Origin of the sequence: Kiloniella laminariae (assembly GCF_027214005.1) — a bacterium.
GTDB classification, from domain to species: domain Bacteria; phylum Pseudomonadota; class Alphaproteobacteria; order Kiloniellales; family Kiloniellaceae; genus Kiloniella; species Kiloniella laminariae_A.
Genome location: NZ_JAPWGY010000001.1, coordinates 318,766 through 339,855, shown reverse-complemented (window position 1 = coordinate 339,855; position 21,090 = coordinate 318,766). Strand labels below are relative to the sequence as shown.

Here is a 21,090-nt window from a genome sequence, read left to right as displayed (position 1 = left end):
GAGTGTACAAAGATAATTTCGGGGCTTGTTCTACCTGCTTGTCAGCCGTTAGTACAGCCCGTCTGTGGTCAGGAGGTCATTTCCTGACAGGAGAGGATTATCATTTTCCTCACCACTGCCGGTGTAATCCGCCGATGGAACCGTGTCTGGCTTGAAAGCTTCGACAATAACATTGCTGTCATTGGGGCTGGCCAAGCGCCCGGTTTCGGCATTGATTCGCACCAGCCGGATGCCTGACGGAACACGGAAGGGTGTTGCCGGAGCATCCTCAAGAGCTTCTTCCATAAAGGACTTAAAGATCGGAGCCGCCACACTGGCCCCCTGTTCTTTTCGCCCCAGGGTTTTGGGATTGTCAAATCCAACATAGACCCCGACAGCCAGATCAGGGGAGAACCCGAGGAACCAGGCGTCCTGACTGTCATTGGTCGTACCTGTTTTCCCTGCCAGGGGTTTACCAATGCTGCTGATTCGCCGTCCCGTTCCTCTGAGGACGGCCCCTTCCAGCATCGAAACAACCTGATAAGCCGAAGCCGGGTCAACGATCTGTTCGCGGGTATCGGGTAACTCTGGTACCGCTTGCTGGTGCCAGCCGTCGTTGGCGACACAGGGCAGGCAATTACGCTGGTCATGCTTGAAAACAGTCTGTCCCCGGCGATCCTGAATACGGTCAATCAGGCTCGGGATAATTTTTTTACCGCCATTGACCAGCATGGCATAGGCCGTAGTCATCTGTAGAAGGGATGTTTCTCCCGCGCCCAGCGACATCGACAGGACCGGTTCCATATTGTTATCGATCCCGAAACGTTTCACATACTCGACGATCGTTTCCATCCCGACGTTCTGTGCCAGACGGACCGTCATAAGGTTTTTGGAATCTTCGAGTCCAACCCGCATTCTGGTCGGTCCATAGAACTTGTTCGTATAGTTCGAAGGCTTCCACTTGCCCAGACCCGCTCCCTGATCCAGAGAAAAGGGAGCATCCTGAATAAGGGTTGCCGGGGTGTAGCCATGGTCCAGTCCTGCCAGATAGATAAAAGGCTTGATCGCCGATCCTGGCTGACGCACGGCCTGTGTTGCCCGGTTGAACACACTCAGGCCAAAGGAAAAACCTCCTGACATGGCCAAAACGCGGCCCGTATGCGGATCCATCGCAACAATCCCGCCGTTCACATCGGGGATCTGGCGCAAGGCAAAGGTATCTGCGGGATAGTCCTGATCCTTGGCATCTTTAAGAACCGCTTCTACAAGAACCACATCTCCGACCGTCAGGACATCGCCGGGAGATCTTGGAGCCTCGCCATACCGCTGGTCCTCGATCCATTTGCGTGCCCATTTCAGTTCGGTCATGGGGATCGTGCCCCTGGTTCCGTCGACAAAGCCGATCGTAACAGCATTGTCCCCGACCTCAAGAACGGCAGCCTGAACCCAGGGTTCGACTCCTCGCGGTACTTCCATCGCCTCAAGCTGTACTTTCCAGCCATCGGGAGACTCTGGATCATAACGCGTCAAAGGTCCGCGCCAGCCGTGGCGACGATCATATTCAATCAATCCGGCCTTCAGGCTACGCTGGGCAATATCCTGGAACTTTGGCTGCAGGGTGGTTCTCACCGAGAAACCATCTTCGTAAAGCTTCTCTTCGCCGTAGAGGTCAAGCAGTTCCCGACGGACCTCTTCCGCAAAATAGGGGGCATTGACAACTTCAGTATCGTCCCGGCGGATAATCTGCAGGGGTGACTGCCAGGCTATCTCGGCCTCTTCTGCAGTAATCTTGTTGTTTTCCAGCATCCGGTCGATAACCCAGTTCCGCCGTTCCAGCGCAGCTTCATGACGGCGGACAGGATGATAGTTCGATGGTGCTTTCGGCAGCGCAGCAAGATAGGCAGCCTCGGCGACTGTCAGTTCATCCAGAGATTTATTAAAGTAGTTCAGGGCGGCAACAGCCACACCATAAGAACGATAGCCCAGGAAGATTTCATTCAGGTAGAGGTCAAGAATACGTTCTTTGCCAAAGCTCTGTTCAATCCGGAACGTCAGGATGGCTTCCTTGATTTTACGTTCATAGGAAACCTCGTTGGTCAGAAGAAAGTTTTTTGCCACCTGCTGGGTAATGGTCGAAGCCCCGATCAGGCGCTTGCCTGAACCGACATTTTTGATGTTGGTCACCATCGCCCGGGCAAGCGAGAAGAAATTGATTCCAGGATGACTGTAGAAATCCTTGTCCTCTGCGGAAAGAAACGCGTCTTTCACCCGCTCCGGAATCGCCTCTATGGGAACATAGATACGCTTTTCACGCGCATATTCTTCCAGCAGGCGTCCATCCCCTGCATGTACTCGTGTTACAGTTGGTGGGTCATAGTCAACCAGTTCGTTATGATCGGGCAGACCCCGGCCATATTCATAAAAAACATAAATAGCGCCTCCTGCCCCGGCAATCGCGAGCACGATACCAATCGCAAAGAGATAACCTATGATTTTCAGAAACTTCACGCTATTACCCAACCCATCAATATTATCTGACAAAGTCCCGAACACCCGACTTTGTCTTTCGTCTCATAAAGTAAAAGGGGCGTTCACCATCTGTGTGCCCCATACCGCTTCAATTTTATCCTGTCCGGCCAATCACGGCAAGCCATGCCAACAACCTGCAACAGAACTGTGACATCCTTATGGCAGGTTTTATTGCTGATTTTATCCCTGCTTTTCTACAGCAGATTTCATTTCAGACCTATAGCCCGGCACGCAACCCAGCCCTGCAAGATTGATGGGCAAGATTGATGGGCAAAATTGATGAGCTCAGTTCCTACTTTCCCGATCCGGCCGGGGGAAAATACTCTTACTGACTGTTGAAAGTCTCAAGCTTGCCAAAATACTCATCAACAGCCCGGGTTATTGCCCCGACCAGTTTCTGACGATGCTTGCTGCTCTTCAGGATTTTTTCTTCCTCCCGGTTCGACATGTACCCCAACTCGATCAGAACCGAAGGGATAACGGGCGACTTTAGAACAGCAAACCCGGCAGAGCGGTGCGGTCTTCCCAGCAAGACAGTCTCACGCTTGAGCTCTCCCACCAGAACATTGGCAAACTGTTTGCCCTGGTTGTTGGTTTCCCGCTGCGCCAGATCAATCAGGATTTTGCTGACATCAGGGGACTGATCACTGAGATCAAACCCGATAATAATATCAGCCTTGTTTTCCTTGGCCGCCAGGGCTTCGGCTTCTTTGTCCGAGCCGTTTTCAGAAAGACTGTAAACTGAAATTCCCTTGACTGTCCCCGATGGATGTTTGTTGGCATGCAAAGAGATAAACAGGTCACCGTTCGCATCCTGGGCGATCCCCACTCTTTGGCGCAACGCCAGTGTTGTGTCGTTATCCCGGGTCATAACCACGCTATAGCGTCCGCTTTTCTCCAGGGCATCCCTGAGACTTTGCGCGTATTCCAGAGCAAGGGTCTTTTCAAGGATACCGGTCACACCAGTTGCTCCGGGATCCACCCCGCCATGCCCCGCGTCGATGACGATAATCTTCCTGCCCTTATCTTTTTTGGGACTTGTGGGGGCGGACAGATCAGGCACAGGCGGCTTTGAAGCCACTACAGTATTCGAGCCAAGCGGCGGATTCGAGGCGCGCTGTTTTTGCTGTTCACCAGAAGCTTTATAATCCGCATCGGTTACCCTGATCATATCAACGACCAGGCGATGCCTGTGCCCTTCTTTCGGCGGCAGCAGGAAGACGGAAGAGATTGCGACGGGATGTTTGGCATCAAGGACCAGACGGCTGACCTCGGGTTCGAAGAGACCAAACCTCAGCGCTTCGACAACACCGGTCGGCTTGGGCACATCACTTTGCGGAACCTTCCAGTTCAGTTTTGGCAGGTCGATCACGACCCGGTAGGGATCAGGCAAGGTGAACACCCGATAGGCAGGAGCCTCGGAAAGTTCCAGAACAAACCGGGTCTTCTCGGGGTGCTGTCCGATTCGAATGGCAAGCAGATCTTCTGCCCAGGAGATATTGTTCGACAATAGCAGAAGCGGGATCACAACAAGTCCCAGAACCAGCCTCTTCATGGGAAAACTAAAAATCATAAACCCCGTCACTCACTATCTGCAGCCGAAACGCCCTAAAACTGTAGGGAAATCTCTATAAAAACCCGTTTGTCCTGCCTCATTCTCTGACGAGGCAAAAGACCTGAATTTGCGAATTTCCGTTTTCTTTACGGCAGATTACAGGACAATTCTACCGACTTAAAACAACTTGTCGCTGAAATATTCAAATTGAATCATCAAAATTGAAATTACCTTCTAGCACAGAGGGAACGCTCCTGTTAATCTACAAGCAGAAAATTCTACGCTGGCCGTGGAGCATTAGCTCATGACGGCTGGCGTGCGCTAATGCCCCAGAAGGCTCTCCCGTCAAAAACGGTAGATTTCGGTCCTTATAGGAGGACGCACTGGGAGGCAAGCGCTCCGAAGCCAAAACCGGCGGGACAAGGTTTCTAGGAACAACTATCCCTTCGGACATTTTTAAACCTAATCGAACCGCAACAGCGGTTCACCAGCGAGAGCGTTCCCGTGGTTTCTGCGGCGACGCAGGACAAAAACCGGTAATGAACGCTCTTGATCCCATAATTTCATCTACAACGATGTTCCGTGCGCCGCCTTCGATATGGCTTTTCGAAGGGGCTGGCCGCACGCTGGAGTTACTCACGTATGGCAAAGCGTATGTTGATCGATGCCACTCACCCGGAAGAAGTCCGGGTTGTGGTGCACAACGAAAACAAACTTGAAGATTTCGATTTTGAAACCCTCTCCCGCAAACAACTAAAAGGAAATATCTATCTCGCTCGTGTAACCCGTGTAGAACCGTCGCTTCAGGCCGCATTCGTAGAATACGGCGGGAATCGTCACGGTTTCCTGCCCTTCAGCGAAATCCATCCGGATTACTATCGCATTCCTGTGGCTGACCGCGAAGCTATGCTTGCGGAAGAGGCCGAAGGTAAAGACGATAGTGAAGACAGCAGCACGGCAAGCGACGTCGAGGATGATATCTCCACAACGGCATCTGGCAATGGTGCTTTGGAAAGTGTTGCAAAACAGCAGGATGACACCATTGAGGAAATTGCCGGTGAAACCACCGTCGATAGCATCAATGAAGATGAATCCGACTTTGAAGAAAGCCCCAAGCCCCGCATAAACCTCATGAAGCGTTACAAAATTCAAGAGGTTATCAAGCGTCGCCAGGTCTTGCTTATCCAGGTAGCCAAAGAAGAGCGCGGCAACAAAGGCGCGGCTCTTACGACCTATCTGTCTCTCGCCGGTCGCTATTCCGTGCTGATGCCAAATACCAATAAAGGTGGCGGAATCAGTCGCAAGATCAGCACACCCAATGATCGCAAGCGTCTCAAGGAAATCCTCAACGAACTGAAGATTCCAGAAGGCATTGCCGTCATTGTTCGTACAGCCGGTAGTCAGCGGACCAAGATGGAAATTCGCCGTGATTACGAGTATCTGATGCGCTTGTGGAACGAGATCCGCGAGACAACACTCAAGTCCGAAGCTCCCTGTCTGGTTTATGAAGAGGCCAACCTGATCAAGCGGGCCATGCGCGACCTCTACACCAGCGACATGGAAGAAATTCTGGTCGAAGGTGAAGACGGCTATAAAGCAGCCAAAAGCTGCATGCGCTCCCTGATGCCAAGCCATGCCAAAAAAGTTAAAAATTACAAAGGCATGCAGGTTCCGCTTTTCCACCGCTTCCAGGTGGAGACCCAGATTGATGCCATGCACAACCCGATTGTACAGCTGAAATCCGGCGGTTATATCGTGATCAATCCGACCGAAGCTCTGGTCGCCATCGATGTTAACTCTGGTCGTGCAACCAAGGAACGGCATATCGAGGAAACGGCCTACAAGACCAACCAGGAAGCTGCTGCAGAAGTGGCTCGCCAGGTGCGCTTGCGCGATCTTGCCGGACTCATTGTGGTCGATTTCATCGATATGGATGAACAGAAACACAATCGGGAAGTCGAACGCCGCCTCAAGGACGCCATGCAGGCTGACCGCGCCAGAATTCAGCTCGGACGTATCAGCCCCTTCGGTTTGCTGGAAATGTCCCGCCAACGCCTGCGTCCAAGTATTGTCGAAAACTCGACCATTACCTGTCCGCACTGCAACGGCATCGGCACAATCCGGACAACAGAATCAACGGCGCTTCATGTCTTGCGCGCCCTGGAAGAAGACGGCATCCGTCGTGGCAGTGGCCAGATGCAGCTCTTTGTTCCCAAAGATGTTGCCCTCTATATCCTCAACCAGAAGCGCAGTCGCCTGATTGAAATCGAACAACGCTACAATTTTGAAGTTCAGATCAATGCCGATGATGACATTGTCATTCCAAACTTCCGTCTTGAGCGCGTTGTTTCCAACAATGATGGCCCGATCGCAGAAATTCTGCCACAGGAAGCACCAAAATCCCCCGCGCATCGTTCAGGGCACTCCTCTGGGCGTGAGACCAGCGGACGTCACTCCAGAGACAACCGGAATGATAACCGGGACAACAGAGAGCAGCGGGATTCGCAGGAAACCCGTGATCCTGTAGAAAACCGTTCTGATCGCCCGGAACGGGGAGAGCGCGGAGAACGACCCGAACCGCATGAGCGGCCGGAAAGAAGTGAAACCGGAGGCGAACGTCCAGAGGGCGACAAGAAACGTCGCCGTCGCCGTCGCCGTCGCAAGGATCGGCCGGAAAGCGTTCTGGAAGGCGAAGAGCCCCAGATCACCGCTGTTGTTGGCGAAGCTTCAGAAACGGCAGAGACTGCCGACACGGCGCCAGAGGAACGTCCTGAAGAACTCGATGAAGATGGACGTCCACGCAAACGCCGCCGTCGGGGGAAACGTGGCGGACGTCGCCGTGCACGACGCCCAGAAGATGAAACAGGACATAGCGAAACTGGCTACAGTGACAATGCCCAGAGTGAAAACCCTGCGGGCGATAACGTTGCCGTCACAACTGTCCAGGAAACTCCTGCCGATGTTTCTGCCACAGAAACTCCAGCAGCAGTAGAACCACGCACGGCTGAAGCCAGTACAACGGCTACAGAAGAGAAACCTGCAGCGCGTCGTGCGCCGCGTCGGAGAAAGCCTGCTGCTGCCAAGAAGGAAACAGCTGTTCCTTTGGAATCAGGAGCTGGAGATACCGTCGAGGCAAAAGCCGATACAACAGCTCCCACAACAGCTCCCCAGACCGAGACAGCTGTAACGGTTGCATCTGCTACGGAACAAGGGAGCGACACCGCTTCTGCGCCCCCCGAAGCAGATAAGAAACCTGTCCGGGCCAAGCGGGCTGCTGCTCCCCGGAAAAAAGCTGCCGCAACGACACCACGTCGCCCAAAGAAAAAGGCAGAAGAAGCCTCTACCGAAGGCGCCGGGACTGAGCTAGCCACCGCTATGGCGAATGAAGCTGACGTCAAGGCACCAGCCAAGGCAAAACCACGGGCGCGAACCCGGGCGAAGCCGGCTGCAGCAAAGACGAAAGCATCAGAAGCCAAAGCCGAAGTGACAGCTGCCGGTACAACAGCTTCAGCCACCAACGACAGCAAGGTCGCTGACAAGCCTTCACCTGCAAGCAAATCGGTAGATGGTGCTAAGACAGATAGCCCGGTTGTTGCGAAGCAAGGGACGGCTGCGATTGCAACCGAGAAACCCGTAGCACCCAAGGCTTCAACTGCCCGGGCCGCCGCTACATCCCCTCAGACAACACCTTCGACCGAGGGCGCGGCTGATGGCCCCAGGAAAAAGGGATGGTGGAGCCGCATCACTGGCCAATAAAACCAGTATGCCTGCCTGACAAAAAGCCCCGGCCAAGAAATTGACCGGGGCTTTTTCTATTTCCTGCTCCGCCAAGAGAACATCGCTGCCACAAAGGAAAGTCGTCTCTCAGCTTAAGCGTCACCGCCCTGTGCTTCAGGGATGCCAGCCCCGAAGACGTTTAACCGCCTGGAGCATTGTTTTTTCCGATCCGGCAAAAGAAAACCGCATAAAACGATTGCCATTATAGGGGTCAAAATCCACACCGGGAGTCGCCGCAACACCTGCCTCTGCCAGCATTTTCTGACAAAAATCCTGACTGTCATTTGTCCTGTGGCCAATATCAGCATAGATATAGAACCCGCCATCGGCCGGTGCCAGTTCGCCAAACCCCGCCCCCGGCAGTTCGTTCAGCAGAATTTCCCGGTTCCGGGCATAGCGCTCGACATATTCTTCCAGCACATCATAGCAGTCAAATACGGCTTCTCCCGCAATTTGCGACAGGGTCGGCGGAGAGATAAAGAGATTTTGCCCCAGGCATTCCTGTGGACGGCACATGTCTGCAGGCAACACCATCCAGCCCAGACGCCATCCTGTCATGGAAAAGTACTTGGAAAACGAATTTATAACAAAGGCATCATCGCTGTATTCAAGAGCAGTCCTGGCCTCCGTCCCGAAGGTAATGCCATGATAGATCTCGTCAGAAATCAGACGAATGCCTTTCCTCTTGCAATAACTGACCAGCTTTTCAAGCGCTGTGCCATCCAGCATCGTACCTGCCGGGTTTGAGGGGCTAGCCAGAATCAGACCATCCAGATCAATCTCCAGCGCCTCCAGCAATTCGACAGAAGGCTGAAACCGTTCTCCCGGCCCCGCAGAAACCAGCACAGGTTCGATATCAAGCGCCTTGAGAATATTGCGGTAGGCAGGATACCCCGGCGCCGCCAGCGCCACTTTATCGCCCGGATTAAAGGCCGCAAGAAAAGACAGCAGAAATCCTGCTGACGATCCCGTGGTCACCATAATGCGCTGCGGATCTACATCCTGCCCATAGCAATGGCGATAATGTTCCGCAATACGTCGCCGCAGGCTTGCCCGCCCCATCGCATCTGTATAGCCAATAGTTTCGCGATCAAGTGCCTGCTTCACGGCCTTCAGCACAGCTGGCGGGGCCGGCGTTTCCGGTTGGCCAAGTTCCAGGTGCAGGACATCTTCCCCTGCTGCTGCCCGCTCGTTTGCAGCACGAAGCACATCCATAACAATAAAGGGGGGAATATCCCCCCTTGTTGACAGTTTTAAAGCCATAGCATCATGATCCAGTTTTTTGGAGGCAGAGCAGGCAGATCCTCGACTGCTCTACCTCCCGTTCTGTAACAATCCTCTCATCAAAGAGGACACCAGAGATTATTGTTGCCTATTGCGCCAGACGGCTCAGACCGAAACCGCGGCTATCCGATGCCGAAAAGCAGCTCTCTGGCTTAAATTTGAGGCTCTGGGCACAGTAAGCTGCATTCACCCGTCCGTATTCTGGCGCGGGCCGGGCATCATGACCGCGGGTTTTGAGCGAGGAAACCACAGAATCAGAAGTGCTTTCTTCATAGAAGACAACATCCGGCTGGCCACTATGATGCAGGCGTGGAGCGGTTATAGCTGTTTTGAGATCAACTTCCCCCAAGAGGGTATCCGCCATAACCTTGCTCAAAGAGGAAGCTCCGACTGCCCCTTCCGAAGCCGTTCCGGCAAAACGGCTGAACGACGTCGGCTCATTGGCGACAACCACAGCAATGACAGTATCAAGGCCATCCGCTGACGACCGAGGGGGAGCAGGCAGAACCACACCCAGATCCTGAGCCATACGGCCAGAACCGAACAGTCCGTTCAGTGTAAAGCTGCAGGCAACAGAGTTATTATAACGGTCAATGACAGCAAAACCTGCAGCATAAGGGTTTCCTGACGCAGGCATTGGCTCATGGGTCAAGGAAGAAACCGGGGTCGCCCGGTTTTCATTAAAGGCAGCAAAATCAGCTTCAAGCGCATCAGTAGAGAGGCTCTCCTGCGCGGAAACCTTACCTGCCATTACCCCACTGCGGATTGCCTGGGCACGCTTCAGGGCCTCAGTAAAGAGATGCGCCTGCTTTCCAGCTTCGGCGCCGTCATAATCGCCACTGACATTCAGTTGCCCGACCAGGTGCGCTGCAACCAGTGCGCCTCCGGCATAATCGCCTGAAAAATAGGCTTTATCGACTCCCACTTCAACAGTCAGCGGTGTCTCCATGCCCGGCAGATAGTTCCTGATATCCTCGACTTTAAGCGGCAAACCTTCGGCTGTGGATGCCTCAGCAAAGCGGCGGGTCAAAGGCCCCATATAAAGATAACCGGCTCCCTGGGCGCGCAATCCGGCCAACACACCCGAAAGTTCAGGCTGGACCAGAATATCTCCTTCGCTTGGAAGCTTTCCGTCACTGCGTGTGAACTTTGACAGCATCTCTGCATTTACACCCAACCGACTGTTGGCCAAGGCCAGATCATAAGCAAAAGAACGGCTGACCGGGTTCCCAAAACGCGCGAGCCTCTCACCATAGGTCACAAGCTGTTCCCAGCGCAGGGAGCCATATTTGGCGTGGAGGGCGGCCATGGCCCGAGGTGTCTTGGGGACGACTCCACCTGAAGAGGAAGCTGATGGCAGAAAGTTCAATGCGGTTGCTGAGTTGCTTTCCCGATCATAATAGGAACAGGCCCCACCGCCAGCCACACCAACACGCGAGGGCATGGTCACCGCCATTGTAAAGTACATGGCCACAGCCGTATCCGCAGCTGTTGCGCCGTTCCCCAGCAGTTCACGACCGATCTGCGCGGCCCGGGGTTCGTCAGCCGACACCAGGCCGGCGAATCCTTTCACGGTCTGGAGTGTACCCTGCGCCTGATCATCCGTACTCTCGCAAGCCGAGAGTAGCAATCCCCCCAGACATGCTGTTATGATCGCGGAACGGACTTTAGACTTCCTGAAAAAGGTTTCTTGCATTACCGACGCTTTGCCCCCAATTGAATAACTTGTAACTCTATACTTTACCTGTGAGTACTGAACGTTGAAAAAACGCCCAGCCCGCCTGATCTTACGCATTACCACCCTTATTGCCACTCTTGCCTTTGCTTTGCCAGTAAAAGCTCAGGGATTGAACCTGATCAGGGACGCAGAAACAGAACAGGCGATCCGAAACTATGCCACCCCGGTCCTGCAAGCTGCAGGGATTGCTCCACAGAGTGTAGATATATTCATCGTCAATGACAAAAGCCTGAATGCCTTTGTTACAGTTGGCAACCGAATGTTTATCAATACCGGCCTTATTATGAAAGCCAAGACGCCTTCTGAAGTGATCGGGGTCATTGCCCATGAAACCGGCCATATTGCAGGGGGGCACGTCGCCTTTCGCGGCGACAGTGTGGACAAGGCGATCGGCACCAGTATTGCCAGTTATCTGCTGGGGATCGGCGCCGCCATTGCAACAGGCAAGGGTGAAGCCGCTGCTGTTATCATCGGCGCCGGGCAGGATTTTGCCCTGCGGAACTTTCTGAGCTATACGCGCCAGCAGGAAGCTGCTGCTGACCAGGCTGCGGTGAAGTATCTCCAGGCGACAGAGCAGTCCCCCGTCGGCTTGCGGGACTTCATGTCAACCTTGCGCGGTCAGGAAGTGCTGCTAAGCGAAAATCAGGATCCCTATCTGCGCAGTCACCCCCTGACCCAGGAACGTATCAACTTTCTCGACAATGCTGTCTCGCAGTCGCCCTATGCAACAAAGCCGGATTCTCCGGATGCTGTCTATCTCCACAGCAGGGTAAGAGCTAAACTTATCGGCTTTCTGGAAAACAGCAATCAGGTTGCCCGTAAATACCCTGAGGAAGACACGTCAGTCTCGGCGCGCTACGCCCGTGCGATTTCCTACTACAGATCGACCAATCTGGAAAAAGCAACGCAAGAGCTCGACAGTCTTCTTGCCGAACTTCCCGAGGACCCCTATTTTCTTGAGCTGAAGGGGCAGATATTGTTCGAGTTTGCCAGGGGCCATGAAGCACTTCCCTATCTGGAAAAAGCCATCGAGAAAGCACCAGAAGCAGATCCCATCCGCATGCTTCTTATCCGGGTTCTGGTAGAAGAAAATATCCCCGCCGAGGATGACAAAGCCCTCGAGCACATCGAAAAGGTTCTGCTGGCAGAACCGAACAACGCCAGTGTCTGGCGCCAGGCTGCAATTATTTATGGCCGTCGGGGAGACAAGGGAATGACCCACCTCGCGCTGGCCGAAGCCGCCTTTGGCCGCGGAAACTTTACAGAAGCCATGCTTCAGTCCGGGCGGGCAAGTGAACTTCTGCCGAAAGGATCCCCAGCCTGGTTACGGGCATCAGACCTCAACATTACCGCCGATCGCAGGGACAAACAGCGTAAAAAAGATTCATGAGCAGGTGCCCTTTTCACCTTTGCCTGAAAGGCTTCCCTGATCTGTTGCAACTCGCGTTTCACACAAAAAATCAAGATCAAGAGATACTTTAACTGATGAACCATCACAGCAAATTTTTCAAACTTCCCCTGCTGGCTTCCGGGCTGCTCCTTGCCACCTTGAGCTACACACCTCCCCTGCTGGCAGAAAACGCACCTCCGACCACAGAATCGGCAACTGTAGAACAAACCCAGGCTTTTGAAGAAGCTGTCCGAAAGTATCTGTTGGAAAATCCTGAAGTCATTATTGAATCCCTCACCCGCTATCAGCAACTCCAGGCACAGCGCGAGTCTGAACTCAAGGATCTGGCCATCAGCATGAATGCCGACCAGCTCCACAATGACCAGACCTCCCCGGTCTTGGGAAATCCCGATGGTGACGTGGTACTGGTTGAATTTTTTGACTACCGCTGCCCCTATTGCCACAAGGCGTCAAAAATCATTCAGGCCCTGATCGAAGATGATCCCAACCTGAAAGTCGTGATGAAGGAATTTCCAATCCTCGGGCCTGAATCAGTTGTCGCGGCAAGAGCAGCACTGGCGGCACAAAAACAGGGAAAATACGCTGAATATCACTTTGCCCTTATGGAAAATGCCAAAGACCTTTCCCAGAACCGCCTTCTTGAACTGGCGGCAGACCTCGGCCTGGACAAACAGCAGTTCGCGGCTGATATGAAATCAGCCGAAATCGGCGAAACGATTCTGAAAAACCGTTCTCTTGCCGAAAAAGTCGGCGCCGAGGGAACGCCCGCATTTATTGTCGGAACCCGCAGCCTTTCCCCTGGAACAAGCTACGAGGCCTTCCAGCAGGTTATTGCGGATATCAGGAGCAAGGGCAACAGCTAAGCCCAACCGGACCAATGACCTGTCGAGAGACACAAACCCTTTTTGACGGCGATAAAAACGCAGGAAGAAGCGCGGCAATGATTGCGCCTTCTCCGGCGCTATGATAGGGCTAGTCAATTCATTTGAACTGAAATGAGTGGTGAATGTCCTTGCCGTCGGTTTTACTGTTAAACGGCCCCAACCTGAACTTGCTGGGAAGCCGTGAGCCAGAAATTTATGGCGCAGAAACCCTGGATGACCTTCATGGCCTCTGTAACAAGAGAGCCAAGGCCCTGGGACTTTCTTTGACGTGCCAACAATCCAACTGGGAAGGACAGTTGCTCGACTGGATCCATGCGGCGCGTGGTATCCATGATGGCATCATCATAAATCCGGGTGCCCTCACCCACACCTCTGTTGCTTTGCTCGATGCTCTTAAAGGTGTCGCGCTCCCGGTTATTGAGGTACATATATCTAACATTCATCGACGGGAAAGTTTTCGCCATCAATCCTATGTTTCTCAGGCTGCCCTCGGGGTAATCTGTGGTCTTGGACTTGAAGGATACCTTCTCGCGCTGGATGCCCTGGCTAACGTGATAAACAGCAAACAAGAATCATATGTCCAAGCTTGAAGTAAATGAGAAGGTTATTCGCACTCTGGCAGGCTTGCTGGATGAGACAGACCTGACTGAAATCGAATACGAAGCCGAAGGTCATCGTATTCGCCTGGTACGCGGCAATACCGTTGTCCATGCCCCTGCTCCTGTCGCCGCAGCTCCTGTTGCTGCAGCTCCTCTGGCAGCACCCGCGACAAGTGAAGGCGGCGTTCCGGCAAATGCCATAACCTCGCCCATGGTCGGTACGGCCTATCTTGCCGGTGAGCCCGGTGCCCCCTCTTTTGTCAAAGTGGGTGACACTGTTCGTGAAGGTCAGACCCTGATGATTATCGAGGCCATGAAAGTCATGAACCCGCTGCCAAGCCCCAAAGCCGGGGTGGTCAAGCAGATCCTTGTCTCAGACGGTATGCCAATCGAATTTGGCGAACCGCTGATGGTAATAGAATAAAGCAGGCCAAGAAGGTTCCATGTTCAAAAAGATCCTCATTGCCAACCGCGGTGAAATTGCCCTCAGAATTCTGCGGGCCTGTCGCGATATGGGCATCGAAACCGTCGCGGTTCACTCCACCATTGATTCCGATGCCATGCATGTGCGCCTGGCAGACGAAGCTGTCTGTATCGGGCCTGCGCCCAGCAAAGACAGCTATCTGAATATCCCGGCGATTCTTTCTGCAGCCACAATTACAGGTGCAGATGCCATTCACCCCGGTGTTGGCTTCCTGTCAGAAAATGCCGCGTTTGCGGAAATGGTCGAAGAGCATGGCTTTACCTTTATCGGCCCGTCTCCCGAACATATCCGCATCATGGGCGACAAGGTGATGGCCAAGGAAACAGCGATCAAACTGGGTATTCCGGTTGTTCCTGGATCCGATGGCGCACTTGAAAGCGCAGATCAAGCGCAGGAAACAGCGGATCGCATCGGCTATCCTGTCCTGATCAAGGCCCGCTCCGGCGGTGGTGGCCGCGGAATGAAAGTCGCCACTCATGCTGGTGAACTTAAAGATGCCTATCGTCTCGCCCGTCAGGAAGCAAAGTCTGCTTTTGGCGATGACGTGGTCTATATGGAAAAGTATCTCAGCACGCCCCGACACATCGAGATCCAGTTGCTCGGGGATGGGCAGGGTGGAGCTATCCATGTTGGTGAACGCGACTGCTCCTTGCAGCGTCGCCACCAGAAAGTTCTCGAAGAAGCACCGTCACCAGCCCTTACCGAGGAAGAACGTAATCGTATTGGCCAGATCTCTGCCGATGCGATGCTCGGTTTTGGCTACAAAAGTGCCGGGACAATCGAATATCTCTATGAAAACGGCGAGTTTTATTTCATTGAAATGAACACCCGTATTCAGGTAGAGCACACCATTTCCGAAGCGATCAGTGGCATTGACCTGATGCGGGAGATGATCCGGATCGCTGCGGGTGAGAAGCTTTCGGTTACCCAGGATGAAGTGAAGCTCAAGGGGCATGCTATCGAATGCCGTATCAACGCAGAACACCCCTTCACCTTCATGCCATCGCCAGGTACAATCAAGGGGTATCATGCCCCTGGAGGTCTGGGTATTCGGGTCGATTCCGCGATCTATGCTGGCTATAAAATCCCACCAACCTATGACAGCATGATTGCAAAATTGATCGTTCACGGTGATGACCGGGCCGACTGCATCATGAAAACCAAGCGGGCTTTGAGGGAATACGTCATCGATGGCGTCAACACGTCCATTCCCCTGCATGTTGAACTGGTGCACAACGACAAGTTCAACGAAGGTGTCTACGACATCCACTGGCTGGAAAAATTTGTGGACAGCCTGAACAACCAGTAGGAAGCTATATACAATAAAACACACGCGGGCATAGGTATTACATGGAGATCACGGCAGATCTGCTATTAAAAGCTTATACCATCGGGGTGTTTCCTATGGCTGAAAGCCACGATTCTCCTGATCTGCATTGGATCGATCCAGAGAATCGTGGCATCCTTCCCCTGAAAAAGGTTCATATCCCGCGCTCCCTGCGGAAGATCCTGCGCAATCCCCCTTATAAAATTCTCTGCGATACCGTCTTTGAACAGGTGCTGGATCTCTGCGCCCAGACAACGGTCCGTCGCCCTGACACCTGGATCAATCCCCTTATCAAAAGCCTCTATATCCAGCTCTATGAACGCGGGTTTGCCCACTCGGTCGAATGCTGGCTGGATGGCAAACTGGTTGGCGGCCTTTATGGTGTCTCTCTGGGGGGAGCCTTCTTTGGCGAAAGCATGTTCAGCCGGCACAGCAATGCCAGCAAAGTCGCTCTGATCCATCTGGCGGCGCGTCTACTCAAAGGGGGGTACACACTCCTGGACACCCAGTTTACCACCCACCACCTGAGCCAGTTCGGGACAGTCGATATCGGGCGGGAAGACTATAAGGCGCGACTTCTCAAAGCCATACAGGTACCGGCATACTTTCCAATGGAGCTTTCAAAAAACGAGCTGGAAGATTTTATTGAACTGAGCCGCCACAACCGTCCTGCGATCTATAGCGGCGATTAAAGCTGCTAGGGCCAATCCTTCAGGGATTGGTGGCAGGTCGACAATCCAGCACCCAGACATCATAAACCGGATGTTCCAGAGCCGAAATCGCCGGGGAAGATGCAAACATCCAGCCCGAAAACATCGGCTTTCTCTCGCCATCAGAGCCCACGTCAGAGATTTCAAGGAAGGATGTTGCTTCCGGTGCTTCTTCCGGTGGATTCTTGCGGCAGGATTGCGCTGTAATTTCCAATGAGCCAAATAAAACCGGCTGATTCAACGGGACTTCAAATTCAGAAACCCTGGCGGTTACCTTGTTCAACCCCTGCAAAACAGCAACGCCATAGCTGTTCATTTCCGCCTGGGCAGGCACAGAGACTATCCCCCCTCCTATCAGAAAGGCACCAGCAACAAACAGCTTTTTCATAACAACTTTCCGGTTCAATGTTTACCAGTTCCTTTGGGGTGATAAGGATTAACCAGTTTCTCGACAATCTGCTCCAGAACCCGCCTTACCTGAGCTTCATCAGCCCCCATCAGAATGGCATCTTCAAGCGCATCCTGAGACAGCTCGCGAATCTCATCGAGATTTTCATTGAGAACTTTGATCTTTTCAAGGCAGGAAAGCGGCGTTCCATCAGGTTCACGCCAGATTATCGCCTGGTCATCTTTATCGGCCATCAGTCCAGCTCTTATCCACTCACCCTTGCTTGCAGGGCAGATAAACACTCTGGCAAAAAATTATTCTGCTTCACCAGAAGAGAAAACAAAGCGGCCAAGAAGATCCATCAGGTTAACGCTCCCCTGGGTATCTTTGATATAGCCGCCCTTGTCGATGTAGCCGTCTTCTCCACCGGGTTCAAGACTGACAAAACTGCCTCCCAGCAGGCTTTCTGACAGAATACGCGCCGAGGTTCCTTTCGGAAGCTTGACGTCGTCGTTGATCTGAAGCGTCACAACGGCAAAGTAAGTATCCCGGTCAAGCGCTTGCCTGAGAACGGTCCCAACCTTGACACCGGCAATCTTGACATCTGTTCCAGACACCAGACCACTGGCATTATCAAACTCGGCGATAACTTCATACCCCTGCCCGGAACCACTCGCATCACCATTATTGAAGGCATAGAAACCGAAAGAAATTGCGACAAACAGAACCAGCGCACCAATAAGCGTTTCGACGATACTTCTGTTCATGCAGGCACCTTAATAAAGAAAATATATCAGCAGTTAAAAAACAGAGCGCTTCCAGGGGGAAAAGCACAATAGAGGAAACAGAACCCTGCCGGACTATTCCGGCTGCCAGGCATCATAATCACTTGAAACCCGCGGGCGCTGCCCGGTTTTCAAGGTACTGCCAGCGGGGCGATAGGCTTCCGCTGTACCCGTCTTGTTTGCCTTGTGCTCAAGCTGCCATGCATGTTTGGGATAACCGCCTTCTGGGGGCCGTTCATTGGTCGTGTGATGTAACCAGGCGTGCCAGTCAGCCGAAACACGACTTGCTTCCACTTCCCCGTTATAAATCACCCAGCGACGCTCATTGCGCAGGCTGTCCTTATGTACTTCACTGCCACCCTTGGTGCGATAAAACTTGTTGCCTTGACCATCCTGACCAACAAGTTCGCCTTTAAGCCAGGTAAAAAGACGGGTTCCAAGAGGAGTTCCAGCCATATCTCAATCCTTATCGGGCAGCGCCCTAACAATTGTTTTTATTCAGATTTCGGCTCTGCTATCACCGACAGCCGCCAGAGTGCTATGGGGCTGAATATTACACCGCATCCCCCGGCAGTCCAGCCCCAACAACATAATTTGACGTAATATTCGCCTCTTTATATCCCTTTACACCTCAGCTGTGCCCTCAGGCGGCGGCAACAGCCCCTCTTCCTCAGCCAGGATCTGCCATTCCTGTTGATCAACTTCGAAACCGTCTTCCGAGACCTCAAGGTTACGGGTACTCAGTTCTACAGGATAAAAAAGCCGGGCGGGAGCTTGTTCGACCCCGGCGACCAGCCCCTTGATCAGATCATCGTAAAGATCCGGCAGATCAAGACAGAGTATCGTACAGCCAGGCACCAGACTTTTCCCTTCTGACAGTGTACTAACCACCAGATCCCCAAGATTGGTCGGCGCATTCCCCCTCATGAAATTGCCATGACTGCTGGGCAATCCGTGCAGCTCTGTCCGGATGGTGTTGTCGGTTCCGGCAACGGCTGCAATGCCACGTACATGCCCATAGACCTCGGTCAATACCGTCCCTTCTTCCGAGGCCGGATCAACAACATAGGTGGCAAAACAGGCGTGCCCCTCTGCCAGAGCCTGCTCAACCAGCTGCCCGACACCGATCAGGTCACAGACGTTTGTAATCACCGAGAGGCCTATACCGCTTTCACGGGCTGTGAGCATAGCTTTTTCCAGAGCCTGAGGACCGGCCACAGCCAATGACTGCCCTCCCGCATCAAGAAAAGAGGCATTGCCCTTTTCCAGCTGCAGCTTGACTGCATTGATGTCCAGCTTGCTATAGGCATCCCGCTTCTGGGCAAGATAAGCGACCCCGCAACGATGAATTCTTTCTGCCCACTGGACCATGCCAGAGGCCTGATCCAGCGCAATATCCTGGGCACCGCGGGCTTCAAGGCAATCTTCGAGTTTATCCCGAAATTCGGGTAGCGCGATTTTCATATCATTTCCTTCAGGCTCTCTCGCACATCTCCTGCGAACGCCTCTTGTCTCTATCCAGTACCTTCAGGCCAGGGAATTTAAATTCACCTTGCCTCATCCTGCAGGCATCAGTTCAGGAAGCGCCAGCTGTCGTGGCCATCAAAAACCCGGACCGACAGTTTTTCCAGATCGATTTCCTCAGCACAACCAAGATTAACCCTGAATTCTCCCTGAAGCTCGATCTCTTCATGGTCCTGCTGCCGCCCCATCTGGTGGAATGTATAGATCCCGCAGCTCGTGCAGAAATGGTGCTTCACCTTGCGATCACCGAAAAGGTAGGTCCCGAGGTTATCCTTACCTGATATAATTTCAAAAGCGTCACCGCTATAACATCCCGTAGACATGACAGCATTCTTGCGGCGGCACATGGAACAATTGCACCTGATAGCAGTGTGCACAGGCTCTCCCCTGAATTTGAAATGCACCTTGCCACAGTGGCACTTTGCCTCATATGTCTGCCGTTTATCCGTCATCGGGGTTTCCTCTGTCTTTTGAGCAAGTAATTGCCGAAGCTGTTGTTTCCGGAAAATATAAAGCCCTTCCCGCTTCGGCCTGTCAAATGGCAAGCAAGATTACATTGCCGCCCCTGTTCGTTCATTTTTTTCCTGTTGTTTCCATCTCATGCCCTCTAACGTCGACAGGAGGCGTTTAACAAAAGAGACAAATCGCATCTCCTGAAACAGGGATAGTCAAACCATGAATACTCCAACAGAAACTAAAATTCCTTCTGCTGGTATCCTCAGCGGTTTGCTCGCGGGCATCTCCTTCGGGCTGATCACCCCGATTTCTCCGGCTGTATATGAGGCAGGCGCAACTCCCATGACAGTTACGCTGTTCCGTTTTATTCTAGGCAGCCTTGTCATGCTCGTCATCCTCGGCATCACTCGGAGAAGCTTCCTTGTCCCCCCCAAAGGGCGCCTTCCGCTCTTTTGCATGTCTTTTTTTATTTTTTGCGTCACGATTTTCTATCTCTCGGCAGTTCAATACATTTCCATCGGTCTTGCCGCCATTGTCTTTTACACCTTCCCGGTTATCGTCACCATTATTGACCCCCTGTTACAAAAACGCGCACCAAGCCTGCCCCAGCTGGGGCTTTCGCTTCTGGCTTTTACCGGCATTACCATCGCCCTGGGCCCATCACTGGACAGTCTTGACTGGCGTGGTCTGGGCTTTCTTTGCCTGACCTCTCTCTCCATGTGTGGCGGGCTGATTTGCGGACGGAAAGTTGTTCCTCTGGTACCAAACCTGACATCTCTTTTTTATGTCAATGTGGTCGGGATTGTCCTTTCCTGTCTCTATCTTCCCCTGAACAACAGTTTTCATGTTCCGGACAATCTCACCGAGTTCTCACTCACAAGCCTTATTGCCGGACTTTATCTGGTGGCTGTTCTTGCCCAGATCACCGCAGTCGGAATGATCGGCCCGTCACGCACGGCAATGTTTCTCAACAGCGAACCTGTTGTCACCATCGCCATGGCGGTTCTTGTGTTACATGAAGCCCTCGGCATTTCCCAGATTATCGGTGCCCTCTTTGTTATGCTGGCAATCGCGGGGACCTGTTATCGCCCCGTAACCCGGCCAAAGCAGCCAGCAGTACCCTAAGAATGCCATCTTGCCGCTACGAGATAAGGCCTCTCTCGCAATAGAGCCAATACAACTAATTGTTATTGCTATTTTTTCAGGATGGAAAGCCAGGACATCATTCTATTCCCCCAGATACTGCTGTGGTTTGGTCCCGGGAATTTTATCTTTCTGACACGAATCGGTAACCCTTTTTCTGCTTTCTTTGGCTGATTCTGCTTCACCAGATTCTCAGATAAAAATTACCCTGCATTTTTCCACCAGCTTAAAAGAAAACATTAATTTTAGGGATAATGAAAAGCGCCTTATTTTTCCGCAACTTTTCCCATTCATACAATTTTGTTCCCTGGTAATTCACAGATTTATCCACAGGCTTAATGGTTACTGTCGAGCTACAAAATGTGGTGTCAATATGCAAAATACGGGTGACGAAAACCAAATATTGTGGTTAAATCACTTCAGATCAACAAAATGTGCTTCTTTCGCAGAAAAACCGCAGAGTCACCCGGCTTGCGGACCTTGTTGTTTGAGTGAGCTTTGGTACAGGATATCAACA

Annotated in this window: 18 protein-coding genes; 8 read left to right on the top strand and 10 right to left on the bottom strand. The window is 52.7% G+C overall.

The annotated features are described in order from the left end of the window. Positions 1–48: 48 nt before the first annotated feature. On the bottom strand, positions 49–2,487 hold the full coding sequence (locus O4H49_RS01515) for a penicillin-binding protein 1A (RefSeq protein WP_269421640.1): 2,439 nt from the start codon (positions 2,485–2,487) through the stop codon (positions 49–51). Between the two features lie 346 nt (positions 2,488–2,833). Continuing rightward, positions 2,834–4,081 (bottom strand): N-acetylmuramoyl-L-alanine amidase, encoded by a 1,248-nt coding sequence (locus O4H49_RS01510; protein WP_269421639.1) that lies wholly within the window; start codon positions 4,079–4,081, stop codon positions 2,834–2,836. Positions 4,082–4,705: 624 nt separating this feature from the next. Between O4H49_RS01510 and O4H49_RS01505 the strand changes: the two genes are divergently transcribed. Beyond that, positions 4,706–7,819 (top strand): ribonuclease E/G, encoded by a 3,114-nt coding sequence (locus O4H49_RS01505; protein WP_269421638.1) that lies wholly within the window; start codon positions 4,706–4,708, stop codon positions 7,817–7,819. 135 nt (positions 7,820–7,954) lie between these two features. Here O4H49_RS01505 and O4H49_RS01500 read toward each other — a convergent pair whose 3' ends face one another. Then, on the bottom strand, positions 7,955–9,103 hold the full coding sequence (locus tag O4H49_RS01500) for a pyridoxal phosphate-dependent aminotransferase (protein WP_269421637.1): 1,149 nt from the start codon (positions 9,101–9,103) through the stop codon (positions 7,955–7,957). A gap of 109 nt (positions 9,104–9,212) precedes the next feature. Continuing rightward, positions 9,213–10,820 (bottom strand): gamma-glutamyltransferase, encoded by a 1,608-nt coding sequence (locus tag O4H49_RS01495; protein WP_269421636.1) that lies wholly within the window; start codon positions 10,818–10,820, stop codon positions 9,213–9,215. A 64-nt stretch (positions 10,821–10,884) separates the two neighbouring features. On the opposite strand from O4H49_RS01495, the gene O4H49_RS01490 reads away from it, so the two are divergent. The 6 genes from O4H49_RS01490 to aat all read left to right on the top strand — a co-directional run bounded on the left by O4H49_RS01490 (position 10,885) and on the right by aat (position 16,259). Continuing rightward, positions 10,885–12,252: a M48 family metalloprotease gene (locus tag O4H49_RS01490; protein WP_269421635.1), complete on the top strand. Its 1,368-nt coding sequence runs from the start codon at positions 10,885–10,887 to the stop codon at positions 12,250–12,252. Positions 12,253–12,347: 95 nt separating this feature from the next. After that, the gene (locus tag O4H49_RS01485; protein WP_269421634.1) at positions 12,348–13,136 is read left to right on the top strand and encodes a DsbA family protein; all 789 of its coding nucleotides are present in this window, start codon (positions 12,348–12,350) and stop codon (positions 13,134–13,136) included. A gap of 143 nt (positions 13,137–13,279) precedes the next feature. Further along, positions 13,280–13,747 carry a type II 3-dehydroquinate dehydratase gene (gene aroQ / locus O4H49_RS01480; RefSeq protein WP_269421633.1) on the top strand — a complete coding sequence of 156 codons (468 nt, stop codon included), beginning with the start codon at positions 13,280–13,282 and terminating at the stop codon, positions 13,745–13,747. Further along, positions 13,734–14,180 carry an acetyl-CoA carboxylase biotin carboxyl carrier protein gene (gene accB, locus O4H49_RS01475; protein WP_269421632.1) on the top strand — a complete coding sequence of 149 codons (447 nt, stop codon included), beginning with the start codon at positions 13,734–13,736 and terminating at the stop codon, positions 14,178–14,180. Before aroQ ends, accB begins: the two co-directional genes overlap by 14 nt. Positions 14,181–14,199: 19 nt before the next feature. Continuing rightward, the gene (gene accC / locus O4H49_RS01470; protein WP_269421631.1) at positions 14,200–15,549 is read left to right on the top strand and encodes an acetyl-CoA carboxylase biotin carboxylase subunit; all 1,350 of its coding nucleotides are present in this window, start codon (positions 14,200–14,202) and stop codon (positions 15,547–15,549) included. Positions 15,550–15,590: 41 nt separating this feature from the next. Further along, positions 15,591–16,259 carry a leucyl/phenylalanyl-tRNA--protein transferase gene (gene aat, locus O4H49_RS01465; protein WP_269421630.1) on the top strand — a complete coding sequence of 223 codons (669 nt, stop codon included), beginning with the start codon at positions 15,591–15,593 and terminating at the stop codon, positions 16,257–16,259. Between the two features lie 19 nt (positions 16,260–16,278). Here the strand turns inward: aat and O4H49_RS01460 are convergent, their stop codons facing one another. From O4H49_RS01460 to O4H49_RS01435, 6 genes are all read right to left on the bottom strand, one after another. Then, the gene (locus O4H49_RS01460) at positions 16,279–16,665 is read right to left on the bottom strand and encodes a DUF2155 domain-containing protein (protein ID WP_269421629.1); all 387 of its coding nucleotides are present in this window, start codon (positions 16,663–16,665) and stop codon (positions 16,279–16,281) included. A 14-nt stretch (positions 16,666–16,679) separates the two neighbouring features. Continuing rightward, positions 16,680–16,919 (bottom strand): hypothetical protein, encoded by a 240-nt coding sequence (locus tag O4H49_RS01455; RefSeq protein WP_269421628.1) that lies wholly within the window; start codon positions 16,917–16,919, stop codon positions 16,680–16,682. A gap of 60 nt (positions 16,920–16,979) precedes the next feature. Next, entirely contained in the window at positions 16,980–17,432 is a 453-nt protein-coding gene (gene mlaD, locus O4H49_RS01450; protein ID WP_269421627.1) for an outer membrane lipid asymmetry maintenance protein MlaD, read from the bottom strand. A gap of 93 nt (positions 17,433–17,525) precedes the next feature. Continuing rightward, positions 17,526–17,906 carry an NADH:ubiquinone oxidoreductase subunit NDUFA12 gene (locus O4H49_RS01445; RefSeq protein ID WP_269421626.1) on the bottom strand — a complete coding sequence of 127 codons (381 nt, stop codon included), beginning with the start codon at positions 17,904–17,906 and terminating at the stop codon, positions 17,526–17,528. A gap of 168 nt (positions 17,907–18,074) precedes the next feature. Next, positions 18,075–18,914, bottom strand: a complete 840-nt coding sequence (locus O4H49_RS01440; RefSeq protein ID WP_269421625.1) for a hypothetical protein — start codon at positions 18,912–18,914, stop codon at positions 18,075–18,077. Between the two features lie 107 nt (positions 18,915–19,021). Then, on the bottom strand, positions 19,022–19,426 hold the full coding sequence (locus tag O4H49_RS01435; protein WP_269421624.1) for a GFA family protein: 405 nt from the start codon (positions 19,424–19,426) through the stop codon (positions 19,022–19,024). Positions 19,427–19,649: 223 nt separating this feature from the next. Between O4H49_RS01435 and O4H49_RS01430 the strand changes: the two genes are divergently transcribed. After that, positions 19,650–20,555: a DMT family transporter gene (locus tag O4H49_RS01430; RefSeq protein ID WP_269421623.1), complete on the top strand. Its 906-nt coding sequence runs from the start codon at positions 19,650–19,652 to the stop codon at positions 20,553–20,555. The last annotated feature ends 535 nt before the right edge of the window (positions 20,556–21,090 follow it).